Raw genomic sequence first — 12,953 nt, forward strand, 5'->3', positions numbered from 1 at the left:
CATCGTAGCGACCCGGACCGGCGACCGGTGTGCCGGGCGTCACATCAGGGTCGATCGGCGCCCCGCGGGAGGGGTGCTACGCGGCACCCGTGACGACGTCGTACCCGAGCGTGCAGATGAGGGCCCCGACCACGACGACGAAGACCGCGCGCACGAACCGGCTGCCCTTCGACACCGCCATCCGGGCGCCGACGTAGCCGCCGACGAGGTTGGCGACGCCCATCGCCAGCCCCAGGCCCCACACCACCGCGCCGGCCGGCACGAAGAAGATCAGCGCGCCCAGGTTCGTGGCGAAGTTCACGATCTTCGCCAGGGCCGACGCCGGCAGGAACGCGTACCCGAGGACGCTCACCAGGGAGATGACGAGGAAGGTGCCGGTACCCGGCCCGAGCAGACCGTCGTAGGCGCCGATGACGAGGCCGATCCCGGCCGCCGTCCACCGGTGGCGGTTGCCCTCCCAGCGCAGGTCGTCGTACTGACCGAGCTGCGGCTTGGCGAGCGTGAAGACCGCGACGCCGATGAGGACCACCAGGATGATCGGCGTGAACAGCTCGGCGGGGATCTGCGTCGCCAGCGCCGCTCCCCCGACGGCGCCCGCCAGCGCCGCGGCCGCCATCGGCCCGGCCGTGGTCAGGTCCGGGCCGACGCGCCGGTAGTACGTGATCGAGCTGACCGAGGTGCCCATGATCGAGCCGAGCTTGTTGGTCGCCAGCGCCTGCACCGGCGACATCCCCGGCACGAGCAGCAGCGACGGGAGCTGGATGAGCCCGCCCCCGCCGACGACGGCGTCGACCCAGCCGGCGGCCAGTCCGGCCAGCACGAGCAGCGCGATGGTGGTGGGGTCGAGGTCGAGCACGATCGGCATCCTCGCACGGTGCCGGTCCAGCGGTGGCACGCACGAGGGTGCCGGTCGGCCTCCGGACCGCCGTCGCGCTCACGGTCGCTGCGCGACCTGCGCTTCCCGTCCGACGACGACGGCCCGGAGGCCGACCGGCACCCTCTCGTCAGCGCCCTACTTCTTCACGCGGACCGTGAGCTCCTTCGAGCTCGTGGCGCCGAGGTCGTTGGTGAAGACGACGCGGTAGGTGTACCGGCCGGGTGCGCGGCCCTCGAGCGGCACCTCGACGTGCTGGGCCGACGGCGTGGCGGCCTCGAGCTCGCCCGTGGCGATCTCGGTGCCGTCCTCGAGCAGGGTCCACGCCGTGGCGTTCGTGCCCCACCACAGGTCGGCGCTGACCGTGTAGGCGCCGTCCTGGTCCGAGTTGTCGTGGCTGAGCTTCGGCCGGGCCGGGGCCGCGTCGGTGACCTTGACCCGGTGGTCGCGGCAGTCGGTGACGCCCGCGGCGTTCACCAGCTCGCAGGTGTAGGTGTACGTGCCGTCCGTGCGGCCGGACAGGGCGAAGTCCACGTGCTGGGCCGACGGCGTGGCGTCGACGAGGTTCCGGGTCGCGACGAGCTCGCCGTCCTCGAAGAGCCGGACCGACGTGGCGTTCTGGCCCCACCACAGGTCGACCGAGACGGTGTAGTCGCCGCCGCGGACGCCGTCGTGGGCGTTGTCGTCGCTGATCGTGCCGCGGGCCGGGGCCTCGGTGGGCGCAGGCCCGTCGATCGCGTACAGCGTCGTGGAGCCCGAGACCTCGTTGCCGACGGCGAGCACCGGCTCACCCGTCGGCGAGTCCTCGGCGGGGATGAACGCCAGCCCCTCGGGGCCGAGGTCCCCGGCAGCGGCCACGGCGTCCGCCGTGCTCGCGCCCGCGTCGACCAGGTCCTCCACCGAGACGGAGAAGTCGCGGTTGTTGACGTACTGCACGAACGCCGCGCCGGCCGGGTCGGTCACGTCGTAGACCATGATCCCGCCGACACGCTCCAGGCCGACGAAGGCGTAGGTGCGCCCGTCGACGGCGCCGACGACGACGCTCTCCGGCTCGGGCCCCTTGTTGTCCGACCGTGACTCGAACGAGGACTCGTCGTTGTTCGAGTTGAAGAACTCGGGCGCCACCTGCGCGGTGATCTGCTCGAAGTCGTCGCCGGAGTCGAAGACCTGCTCACCGTCCGTGGTCCAGATGGAGAAGGACCGGCCGCCGAACGCGTACAGCTCGTCGTAGCACTCGCCGTCGGCCCGGAGCCCGGAGGCCAGCGAGACGTCGAGGCGCCCCAGGTCGGCGTCGTCGGTGCGGTCCGCAGCGGGGTGGTCGGCACAGATCGGCGCGATGCCGTCCTCGCCGAGGTCCTTGAGGCGGGCCGGCTCCTCGTAGTCGCCGAACTCGCGGGCGTCGCCCTCGTTGGCCGTGACCAGGTAGGTCTCGCCGTCGACGGTGTAGGCATCCATGCCGTCCGGCATGTAGAGGCCCTTGACCGGGACGGTCCGGATGTCGATCGCGCCCTCGCCGTCGGGGCCGTCCTCGTCGGACGGGTCGATGCCCTGCCCCTCCAGAGAGTGGTCCTTGGCGCCCAGCGGCCAGATCTCGGTGACCTCGGCGGAGTCCAGGTCGACGACGGCCACGGCGTTGTTCTCCTGCAGCGCGACATACGCGGTGGCCGAGTCCCCGGAGACGGACACGTACTCGGGCTCGAGGTTGCGCGAGACGGGGTGGTCGATGCCGTCGATCCCCGCGAAGACGCGCACGCCCTCCGGGAGGGCGCCCTCGGCCTCGAACGCGTGGAAGTCGGCGAGGCGCACGGCGTCCTGCGCCGGCGCGGCGACCTCGGCGGGCAGGTCGACGACGGCGACGTCGCCCTCCGGGTCCACGGTGTAGTCGTCGTTCGGCTCGCCCTCGTCGGCGACGACGGCGCGGGCACCGTCGGGCGTGACCGTGACCATGTCGGGCAGCGCCCCGACGCGCACCGCACCGAGAGCGGTCCCGTCACCGGCGGCGTCGAAGAAGACCAGCCAGCCGGCGTCGGTCGAGGTGGGGGACTCCACGGCGACGACGCCGAGCCCGTCGCCGCGCACCGCGACGGAGTTGGCCACGGCCCCGGCCGGGACGGTGGAGCCGTCGTCGGACGCGACGCCGGTGGTCTGCACGGCGACGAGCTTCGTCGGCGCGGCCGGGTCGGCGACGTCGAGGACCGTCACCTCGCCGACGTGGGCGTTGACCGAGAAGAGGCGCTGCGAGCCGGGGTGGAAGGCGACGATCTCGGCGGCCGACTCGTCGAACATGCCGGTCTCGTACGAGCCCAGCGGGCGCAGGTCGATCGCGGCGTCGTCGGCGGCGGTGCCGATCAGGTCGTCGACGACGGACGCCTGGGCGGGCAGCGCGAGCAGACCGCCGCACAGGGTGAGGCCGAGCGCTGCCGCGCCGGCACGGGTGAGCGAGGGACGGATGCCACGACGGGGCACGGGGATCCTCCGGGGTGAGGTGACGGGTCCCGCCGCACGCTAGGACGCCCCGGTAGCGCGTCCGCGCCGTCGCGGTGAACTCCCCGTGACCGGCAGACGACGCGGTGCTGCTGACGCGGTGCTGCTCAGGAGTGCAGGGCGTCGTACTCCGCCTCGGCGGCGACGTCGGCCTCGACGTCCAGGCGCAGGTGCGTGAGCACCGACTGCAGCAGCCGCAGCGCCGAGGAGGCGCGCTCGCCCCAGCTCGACAGGTAGGAGAACTGCCACCACCACAGCCCCTCGAGCTCGTGGCCGTCGTCGAAGTGCTGCAAACCCTTGGCGATCTCCTCGGTGACGCAGGCCAGGTCGCCGGAGAGCGAGGCCTGCCCCAGCTCGGTGCCGAGCACCGGGTCGACGACCTCGACGTAGTCGTCGAAGCCGTCGAACATCTGCGCCAGCGCCACGCGCAACGGGTCGACGTCGGTCTCCCGCCCGGCGTCCGGCTCGAACCGCTGCACGGGCACGACGTCGACGATGGCCGCCAACCGTGCGCCGGCGGCCAGCAGGTCCGAGGTGGCCAGGATCAGCAGCGACAGCTCGGCGCCGGGGAACCCTCCCCCGGCGACCTGCGACGTGGTGGACAGGAAGGTGCGCGCCTGGGTCGACATCTGGTCGGCGACCTCGCGGAGCTCGGAGTCTGCGGAGATCTCTGACACGGTGCTCATCCGTCCTGTGGTCCCTGCCGCCGGTCGGTCAGCGCCCGGCGGACCGTCGTCCTGCGCTCCAGTCTCCACCGTCGAGGCGGCGGGGCGCCAGGCGAGCGGCGGCGACGGGCGACCGACCGGGCCCGGCCGCTCGTCGTTGCCCACGGGCCGGGGGCCACCTAGTGTCGAGGGCGCCGTCGTCGAGGAGGATGCCTGTGCGAGTGCCCCGACCCCGACTCCTCTGCGCGGCAGGCCTGGTGTGTCTCGTGCTCCCGGGCTGCGGACCGCCCGGCCCCGGTGCACCGGCGGACGGCCCGCCCGGCGACTCGCCCGCGTCAGCGACCTCGGCCGACACCGGCTACTCCGAGGCCGAGCGGTCCGACCTGACGGGCTCGGCCCGGTCGTCCGCCGAGCGGAACGGTTACTCCGGGTCGGGGTTCGTCGAAGGCCTTCGTGCGGTCGGCGACGGTGTCTCGTTCACCGTCACCGCCGACGAGGCGGGTCCGCAGCCGGTGAACCTGCGCTACGCCAACGGCCCCACCCCGTTCGAGGGCGCCAAGACCGTCTCGGTGTCCGTGAACGGCAGCGCGGCGGAGCAGTGGGTACTGCCCAGCACCGGCGACCAGGAGAGCTGGGACGTCGCCACGCGCGACCTCGTGCTGGAGGCCGGGACCAACACGATCACGGTGCAGCGCGGCGCGGGCGACGACGGCCACGTGGCCCTCGACGTGCTCTCGCTCGGCGCGGACCCGGACCTGTGCTCCCCGGCGGAGCCGGACCCCGGCTACACCGCGCTGTTCGACGGCACGCTCGCGAGCTTCGACGACTGGCGCCTCGCCGGCGCGGGCTCGTTCGGCCGCCGGGACGACTGCACCCTGGAGACCGCGGGCGGGCTGGGACTGCTCTGGCACACCGACGAGCTGGAGGGTCCCTACAGCCTCCGGCTCGAGTGGAGGCTGGTCGACGGCTCCAACGGCGGGGTGTTCGTCGGGTTCCCCGACCCGGGCGACGACCCCTGGGTCGCCGTCGACCAGGGCTACGAGGTCCAGATCGACGCCAGCGACGAGGCCGACCGCACCACCGGTGCGGTCTACACGTTCCAGGGAGCCGACCCGGAGGCCGTGGCCGACGCGCTGAACCCGGTGCCCGCGTGGAACGCGTACGACATCCGCGTCGCGGACGGCACCGTCCGGGTGTTCCTCAACGGGACGCTGGTCAACGACTTCACGGGCACCGACCCGGCACGGGACCTGTCGTCCGGGTTCGTGGGCGTGCAGAACCACGGTCCGGGCGACCGGGTCTCCTACCGGAACATCCAGGTCGCGCCGCTCGACGACCGGCCGGACTCCCCATGACGCCGGGTCCTGCTCGGTCAGCTGCCGACGACGCGACGCCCCTCGAACGCGCGACCGAGGGTGACCTCGTCCGCGTACTCCAGGTCTCCCCCGACCGGCAGCCCGGACGCGAGGCGCGACACCGTCACACCCATCGGCCCGATGAGCCGTGAGAGGTAGGTCGCCGTCGCCTCGCCCTCCACGTTCGGGTCGGTGGCGATGATCACCTCGGTGACCGCGCCGTCGGCCAGCCGGGACATGAGCTCGCTGATCCGCAGGTCGTCGGGCCCGACGTTCTCCAGCGGGTTGATGGCCCCGCCGAGCACGTGATACTTGCCGCGGAACTCCCGCGTGCGCTCGATGGCCACGACGTCCTTGGGTTCCTCGACGACGCAGATCACCTCGTCGCTGCGACGCGGGTCGGCGCACACCCGGCACGTCGCCGACTCGGCGACGTTCCCGCAGGTCTCGCAGAACTGCACGCGGGCCTTGACCTCGGTCAGGGCGTCCACGAGCCGCCGCACGTCGGCGGCGTCCGTGGCGAGCAGATGGAACGCGATGCGCTGCGCGCTCTTGGGCCCGACACCGGGCAGCCGGCCGAGCTCGTCGATCAGGTCCTGGACCGCACCTTCGTACACGCGCTCAGCCTACGGCGCGGCGGGGACAACTCCGGCATGATGCGAGTCATGGAGTCCGACCCGGCCGACGAGCCCGTCGCGCTGTTCGACGACGCCGGCGCGCCGTGCGGCACCGCCCCGCGCCACCGCGTGCGGTCCGAGAACCTGCGCCACGCGGCCACCGCCGTCGTCGTCCGCAACAGCGCGGGCGAGGTCTACGTGCACCGCCGCACCGACACCAAGGACGTCTACCCCGGGCGCTACGACTTCTGCGCCGGCGGGGTGCTGCGCGCCGGCGAGTCCCCGCTGCAGTCCGCGCGCCGCGAGGTCGCCGAGGAGCTCGGCGTCGAGGGCGTGCCGCTGCTGCGTCTCGGCGAGCGCGACTACGCCGACGACCACACCCGGTACCGCGCGTTCCTGTTCACCTGCACCTGGGACGGGCCCGTGCGTTGGCAGCCCGAGGAGATCGCCTGGGGCCGGTGGGTGTCCCCGCGACGGCTCGTCGAGATGGTCGACGAGCACGCGTTCGTGCCCGACTCGGTCGCGGTGCTGGACCGCTGGCTCGACGCCCTGCGTGCCGCCGGCTCGCGCGGCGCGGTCTGACGGTCCCGACGACCGCTCAGGCCGTGCGGTAGGCGCTGTTCCTCGCGGCGTCGAAACCGAGGCGCCCCTTGGTGACGACGACGAGCACGACCGCACCGGCCACGAGGGTGGCACCGATGGCGACGTCGACCGCGAGGTTGTCCGCACGCAGCACGAGGTGGTCGAGGGCGGGCGTGAAGCTCCCGTGCAGCAGGATGCACAGCAGCACGCTGCCGGTGCGGTTGTAGAGCCACGTGTAGTAGAAGGCAAAGACCATCGGGCCGACGAACCCGAGCCCGTAGAGGGGCAGGTGCCAGACTCCCCAGACCAGGGCGAGGAGGCAGGTCGCGGCCAGCGGGGCGAAGCGCTCCTGCAGCCGGGGCAACGCGAACCCGCGCCAGCCGGGCTCCTCGAACCCGCCGCCGATCGTGGCCACGGCCAGGAACGTCATGAGGTAGGCGGGCAGCCGGTCCCCGAGCAGGGCGAGGTCGACCTCCTGGCCGACGATCGCCAGCTCGACGTTGACGATCGCGAACAGCAGGGAGGGCAGGCCGAGCGCGTAGAGGTAGTAGCGCAGCGGGACGCGCCACCGGACGATCTGCCGGGCCCACGGGCCCAGGGGCGCCCCGATGCGGCGGGTCACGAGCAGGGCCGCGACCGCCGGGCCCAGCCCACCCACCACGAACAGCACCTGGGCGACGGCCCCGCCGGCACCGACCACGACGGGCACCCACAGCGTCCAGGAGATCGCGTAGGCGAGCACCACGAAGGCGGCCACCGGGTGCGCCGCGGCCCAGCCGGTGAGCCCGCGCGGCCGGTCGTCGACGGTCCCGGCGGGCGGCCGGTGCTCGGCGTCCTGCGTCGACATGGTGCTCTCCCTCGGACGGGTGGGTCGTCACCGGGACTCGCCGTCACCGGTGCTGCTCCCCCCCCCAGCCCATCGCCCCGCCCGGCCACGCCGGTAGGGACCAACGGCCCCCGTCGTCGGGACTCCTGACACCGTTGCCGTCCGGACCCCGGCCCGCGGCGGGGGGGACGACGTCCCCGTCAGGTCACACCCCGGCGCCCACCCCGAGCCCGGTGGCGCGCAGCAGATCGGTCCGGCCGAACGACACCGGCTGGTCGGCCGCCACCTCCACCCAGCGGCCCTCGCCGTCGCCGCCGAAGGCCAGCCGGACCTCGAGGACGAACGGCGTGCCGCGGCGCACCAGGCGCAGCGTCAGCTCGTGCGCCCCGGTCCAGGCGGCCGCCCCGGCGACGGCGACCTCCTCGCCGGGCTCGAGCCCGGCACGCCCGGTCACCCAGCGCCCGGTGCCGCACAGCACGGTGCGCGCCGCACCACCGGCGTCGGCCTCCCAGGTCAGGGCGAGCTCGTCGTCGACACGGTCCACCGAGATCGCGTGCCAGTGCAGGAGCGGCCCGCCCGGGCTCGCGGCGTCGTGCCCGGACTCGGGCGTCAGCACGAAGCGGGAACCCCGCACGAAGTCCTCGAGCACGACGTGCGCGCGCCCCTCCGGCACGGCGACCGCGAGGTCGTCGGGGGCGTCCGACGTCGGGCCGTCCCCGGCGTCGGACGCCCCGCCGCCCGTCCCGGCGCCCGGCACCGGGCCGAACGCACCACCGAGCGTGTCCCAGATCGCGTCGAGCTCGGCGGCGGTGTCCGTCGTCCCGCTGGTCAGCACGACCACGGCGTCGTGCTCGGGCCAGACGACGGCGAACTGCCCGAAGGCGCCGTCGGCCCGGGAAGCGCCGTGCCGGCACCGCCAGAACTGGTAGCCGTAACCCTGCTCCCAGTCGGGCTTCTCGTCCGGGCCGTTGTCCACCTGGGCGGACGTCATCTCGTCGACCCACGCGGCCGGGACGAGCTGCTGCTCGCCCCACCGGCCGCGCTGCAGCCAGAGCTGGCCGAGCGACGCGAGATCCTCGGTGGTCAGGGTCAGCCCGTACCCGCCGACGTCGATGCCCTGCTCGCACTGCTCCCAGGTGGCGCCCGAGATGCCCAGCGGGTCGAGCAGCCGCGGGGTCAACCAGTCCAGCAGCCGCTCCCCGGTGAGCCGGTGCAGGATCGCCGAGAGCAGGTAGGTCGCCCCGGTGTTGTAGACGAACCGGGTGCCCGGGGCGTGGATCACCGTGGACGCGAGGATGTCCCGCGCCCAGCTGCCGCCCGGGCGGTGGAGGTTGCGCAGCGTGAAGTTCATCGTGTCGGTGCCGTGCCCGCTGGTCATCGTCAGCAGGTGCCGCACCGTCATCGCCGCCAGGTGCTCGTCCGGGTCCGACGGCGCGTCGTGCGGCAGCAGGTCGACGACCCGGTCGTCGATGCTCAGCAGACCTTCGTCCACGGCCATCCCGATCGCGGTGGCGGTGACCGCCTTGGACACGGAGAACATCTGGTGCGGCTCGTCCGGGGCGAACGGGTCCCACCACGCCTCGGCGACCACGTGGCCGTGCCGCAGCACCATGAGGCTGTGCACGTCGCGGACCTGGTCGAGCGCGGCGACCAGCCGCCGCAGGGACTCCGGGTCGACGCCCTGGGACGCCGGGGTGGCACGGGGCAGGCGGTGCGTCGTCGTCACAGACCCCACTCTGCCAGGCCGCGGGCCGTGCACGCTCCGGTACCGACGCGCGCCGCGCGTCGGTAGTCTCAGGACGTCGAAGGGAACCCGATGGACCTCAGCGCGCAGCGCCGGCACCTCCGCACCGGGGCGATGTACGACGACACGACCGACGAGCTCGTGCAGGCCCGGGAACGCGCCGTGCTGGCCACGGACGCCTACAACACCGCCTTCGGCCGGCCGGCCGACGCACGGCTCGCCCTGCTGCGCGAGCTCGTCGACCAGGCCGGGGAGAACGCCCACTTCGAGCCGACGTTCCGCTGCGAGTTCGGTGACGGCATCCGCCTCGGCGACAACTTCTACGCGAACTTCGACTGCGTGATGCTCGACGGCGGCGGCATCACGATCGGCGACGACGTGCTCCTCGGGCCGCGCGTCGGGATCTACACGTCGAACCACGCCCTGGACCCGCGCGAGCGGGCGGCCGGGGCGTGCTACGCCCGGCCGGTGCGGATCGGCGACGGCGTCTGGATCGGGGGCGGGGTCACGGTCAACCCCGGGGTGACGATCGGCGACGGTGCCGTGATCGGCTCCGGCAGCGTCGTCACGCGCGACGTGCCCGCCCGCACCGTCGCGGCCGGGAACCCCGCCCGCGTCCTGCGCGAGATCACCGCGGCCGACCGCACCGGCTACCTCGACGGCGTCCCGGGCTGATCCGCGCCGAAGCGGGCGATCAGCGCCCGCGACAGCGGCGCCAGCGGGTACGGGGTCACCGGGTGCTCCGGGTCGATCCACCTCACCTCGGCCAGCTCCGCCCGCGGTTCCGGCTCGAAGCCCGGCGGCAGCTCGACCTCGAACGCGTGGGCGTCGACCACGTGGTCCGGCTCGTTCGCGGCGACCGCGTGGTGGTGGCCGAGCGCCCGCACCCGCGGCGGGTCGACCTCCAGGCCGATCTCCTCGTGGCACTCGCGCACCAGCGCGTCCCGGGGGCTCTCCCCCGGCTCGATCTTGCCGCCCACCTGGATGAACGTCTCCGTGTGCCGTTTGCGCACCACGAGCCACCGGCCGTCGCGCCGGACGACGGCGGAGAAGATGTACAGGGTGGTGGTCGCCGGGACCGTCACGGGCCGTCCGTCGTCTCGTCGATGATCGTGCCCTCGAGCATCTTGACCACGAGCGGGACGCCGACCAGGCCCGACGACACGAGCTCCGGGTCGCTGTCCGAGGCGTCGTCGTAGCCGTCGGTGGCGGATGGTGCCGTGTCCGGTGCCGACGCCGTCTCCTGCGGCGCCGAGCGCATCCGGTGCGGCCACGGGTCCGGTTCCGCCGCGGGAACCGGGGCGTCCGCCGACGCCGTGGAGGGCGACGGCGGCGCCGTGGAGGGCGTCGACGGCGCGGACGAGGGGGGCGTCGACGGTGCCGGCGCGGCCGGGGACCCCGTGGCCTCCGACGGCGGCTGCGGCGGGGCGACGGTCGCGGCGACCGCTCGCGCGGGCTCCGGGCGGGCCGGTGCACGGCCGGGCGCGGCGGAGGCGGCGGACGCCGCGCTCTGCGAGGTCGCGGCCGAGGCCCCGGCGAGCCAGGCGGCGTCGGCCGCGTCGGCGGCCGCGGTGTCGGGCGCTGCGTCGGGCGACGGTCCGGGCGCTGCGTCGACCGGTGCGTCAGCCGGCGCGGTCTCGACGCGCTCGGCGACGGCGAGGCCGCCCTGTCCCGCCGAGGCGGCGGAGACCTGCGACGCCGCAGCGTGCCCGCCCCCGTGCGGCCCGGGCGAGGCACCTCGCGGCGGCTCCGGAGCGGACGGCCGGTCGACCGGCGGCTTGCGGCGCGGCCCGGACGCGGACGTCGGCCCCGACGCCGGCGGGTCGGCCGGCCCGGGTGCCCCGACGGTCACCTCGATCTGGGCCCGCAGACCCAGCGTCTGGTAGACGGCCTCGGCGAACGCCTCGGTGTGCCGCGGCTGGGAGAAGTTCCGCGCCAGCCCCTCGGTCTGGAAGCTGAGCTGGAGCCGGTCCCCGGACAGCGCACCGATCTGGGCGTTCTGCTCGACCAGGGCCCGCGTCACGGGGCTGCCGAGGTTGGCGACGATCTCCTCCCACCGGCGGCGCAGGTCCTCCGCCGTCGGACCGCTCGCGCTCGTCGGCTCCGGGGTGTGCCCGGCCGGCGAGGCGGGCGCCGGCGGTGCTGCGGGGCGCGGGTCCTGAGGTTCTGCCGCCGGGCCCGCGGGCTCCACGGGTTCGGGCACCGAGTCCTCGGGCGCTTCGGCCGGGGGCTCCTCGGTCGGAGGCTCCTCGGCCGGGGGCTCCTCGGTCGGAGGCTCCTCGGCCGGGGGCGCCTCCACGTCCGGGCCGACGGCGGACGCCGACGGCACCGCGGCGTCCTCGACCGGCACGTGCGGCTCGGGTGCCGACGTCGGCTCGGCCTCGGTGTCCACCTCGGCCCCGGGCTCCGGGGCGGGCTGGGACGCGGCCACCGACGGCGGTGCGGGGTCGGACGCCGGCGGGGAGACCTCTGCCACCGGACGGCGGCTCCGGGCCAGGGCGGCCCGGGCCGCAGCGGCGCCGGACAGCCCCGACGTCCCGGACGCGGCGGCTGCCGGCTCGGCGGCAGCCTGGTCCTCGGCACCGTCGGCGGGTGCCGCTGTCGTGCCCGGCGCCGCACCGACGGGGCCGGCCGCGACCGCCCCGCGCTCGAGCCGGTCGAGGCGGGCGGCGAGGCCCTCCGTGCCGTCGTCGGCGCCCGGCAGCAGCAGGCGCGCGCACAGCAGCTCGAGGTGCAGCCGGGGCGAGGTGGCGCCGGTCATCTCGGTCAGGGCGGTGTTGACCAGGTCGGCGGCGCGGGAGAGCTCCGAGAAGCCGAGGTGAGCGGCCTGGTGGCGCATCCGTTCGAGCCGGTCGGCGGGCAGGTCGCGCAGCACGGCGTCGGCGGCCTCGCCGGAGACCGCGATGACGATGAGGTCGCGCAGCCGTTCCAGGACGTCCTCGACGAACCGGCGCGGCTCGTGACCGGTGGCGATGACGTGGTCGATCACGCGGAAGATGGAGGCGCCGTCACGGGCGGCGATCCCGTCCACGACGTCGTCCAGCAGCGTCGCGTGGGTGAAGCCGAGCAGGCTCACCGCGAGGTCGTACTCGACCGTGCCGGACGACCCGGCGATGAGCTGGTCCAGCACCGAGAGGGTGTCCCGCACCGACCCCCCGCCGGCCCGCGTGACCAGCGGCACCACCCCGGCGCCGGGCTCGATGCCCTCGGCCGCGCAGAGCTGCTCGAGGTACGGCCCGAGCACGTCCGGCGGGACCAGGCGGAACGGGTAGTGGTGCGTGCGCGAGCGGATCGTGCCGATGACCTTGTCCGGCTCCGTCGTCGCGAACACGAACTTGATGTGCTCCGGCGGCTCCTCGACGATCTTGAGCAGCGCGTTGAAGCCGTGCGAGGTCACCATGTGGGCCTCGTCGAGCACGAAGATCTTGTACCGGTCCCGCGCGGGGGCGAACGTGGCGCGCTCGCGCAGGTCACGGGCGTCGTCGACGCCGTTGTGGCTGGCGGCGTCGATCTCGACGACGTCGAGGGAGCCGGGACCGCCGCGGGCCAGCTCCACGCACGAGGGGCACTCGCCGCACGGGGTGTCGAGCGGCTTCTCGGGGGTGTTGCGGTGGCAGTTGAGCGTGCGCGCCAGGATCCGCGCGGACGTCGTCTTGCCGCAGCCGCGCGGCCCGGAGAAGAGGTAGGCGTGGTTGGCGCGACCGGTGCGCAGCGCCTGCCGCAGGGGCGCGGTGACGTGGTCCTGGCCGATCACCTCGGCGAACGTCTCGGGCCGGTAGCGGCGGTACAGAGCGGTGGTCACCCCT

General features: G+C 74.5%; 11 protein-coding genes. 3 read left to right on the forward strand and 8 right to left on the reverse strand.

Going from position 1 to position 12,953, the window contains the following annotated elements:
* Positions 1-76: 76 nt before the first annotated feature.
* The 3 genes from PO879_RS14080 to PO879_RS14090 all read right to left on the reverse strand — a co-directional run bounded on the left by PO879_RS14080 (position 77) and on the right by PO879_RS14090 (position 4,044).
* Complete coding sequence (locus tag PO879_RS14080) at positions 77-865, reverse strand: TSUP family transporter (protein WP_278235495.1); 789 nt, start codon at positions 863-865, stop codon at positions 77-79.
* A gap of 147 nt (positions 866-1,012) precedes the next feature.
* Positions 1,013-3,340: a choice-of-anchor I family protein gene (locus PO879_RS14085; RefSeq protein ID WP_278235496.1), complete on the reverse strand. Its 2,328-nt coding sequence runs from the start codon at positions 3,338-3,340 to the stop codon at positions 1,013-1,015.
* 125 nt (positions 3,341-3,465) lie between these two features.
* On the reverse strand, positions 3,466-4,044 hold the full coding sequence (locus PO879_RS14090) for a DUF5063 domain-containing protein (RefSeq protein WP_278235497.1): 579 nt from the start codon (positions 4,042-4,044) through the stop codon (positions 3,466-3,468).
* A gap of 236 nt (positions 4,045-4,280) precedes the next feature.
* On the opposite strand from PO879_RS14090, the gene PO879_RS14095 reads away from it, so the two are divergent.
* Positions 4,281-5,378 carry a family 16 glycoside hydrolase gene (locus PO879_RS14095; RefSeq protein WP_278235498.1) on the forward strand — a complete coding sequence of 366 codons (1,098 nt, stop codon included), beginning with the start codon at positions 4,281-4,283 and terminating at the stop codon, positions 5,376-5,378.
* A 17-nt stretch (positions 5,379-5,395) separates the two neighbouring features.
* Here the strand turns inward: PO879_RS14095 and recR are convergent, their stop codons facing one another.
* Positions 5,396-5,995, reverse strand: coding sequence for a recombination mediator RecR (gene recR, locus PO879_RS14100; RefSeq protein ID WP_278235499.1), 600 nt, complete (start codon positions 5,993-5,995; stop codon positions 5,396-5,398).
* Between the two features lie 48 nt (positions 5,996-6,043).
* On the opposite strand from recR, the gene PO879_RS14105 reads away from it, so the two are divergent.
* Positions 6,044-6,577 (forward strand): NUDIX domain-containing protein, encoded by a 534-nt coding sequence (locus PO879_RS14105; protein ID WP_278235500.1) that lies wholly within the window; start codon positions 6,044-6,046, stop codon positions 6,575-6,577.
* A gap of 16 nt (positions 6,578-6,593) precedes the next feature.
* Here the strand turns inward: PO879_RS14105 and PO879_RS14110 are convergent, their stop codons facing one another.
* Positions 6,594-7,424 carry a type II CAAX endopeptidase family protein gene (locus PO879_RS14110; protein WP_278235501.1) on the reverse strand — a complete coding sequence of 277 codons (831 nt, stop codon included), beginning with the start codon at positions 7,422-7,424 and terminating at the stop codon, positions 6,594-6,596.
* A 184-nt stretch (positions 7,425-7,608) separates the two neighbouring features.
* Positions 7,609-9,129, reverse strand: coding sequence for a serine hydrolase (locus tag PO879_RS14115; protein WP_278235502.1), 1,521 nt, complete (start codon positions 9,127-9,129; stop codon positions 7,609-7,611).
* A 90-nt stretch (positions 9,130-9,219) separates the two neighbouring features.
* On the opposite strand from PO879_RS14115, the gene PO879_RS14120 reads away from it, so the two are divergent.
* Positions 9,220-9,822, forward strand: a complete 603-nt coding sequence (locus PO879_RS14120) for a sugar O-acetyltransferase (RefSeq protein ID WP_278235503.1) — start codon at positions 9,220-9,222, stop codon at positions 9,820-9,822.
* On the opposite strand, the gene PO879_RS14125 is transcribed toward PO879_RS14120, so the two are convergent.
* A complete protein-coding gene (locus PO879_RS14125; RefSeq protein ID WP_278235504.1) occupies positions 9,798-10,232 on the reverse strand; it encodes an NUDIX domain-containing protein in 435 nt (144 codons plus the stop codon). The two genes, PO879_RS14120 and PO879_RS14125, sit on opposite strands and share 25 nt — an antisense overlap.
* Positions 10,229-12,949, reverse strand: coding sequence for a DNA polymerase III subunit gamma and tau (locus PO879_RS14130; protein ID WP_278235505.1), 2,721 nt, complete (start codon positions 12,947-12,949; stop codon positions 10,229-10,231). Before PO879_RS14130 ends, PO879_RS14125 begins: the two co-directional genes overlap by 4 nt.
* Between the last annotated feature and the right edge of the window lie 4 nt (positions 12,950-12,953).

This window comes from Isoptericola sp. AK164, assembly GCF_029643425.1.
Taxonomy (GTDB): Bacteria; Actinomycetota; Actinomycetes; order Actinomycetales; family Cellulomonadaceae; genus Isoptericola; species Isoptericola haloaureus.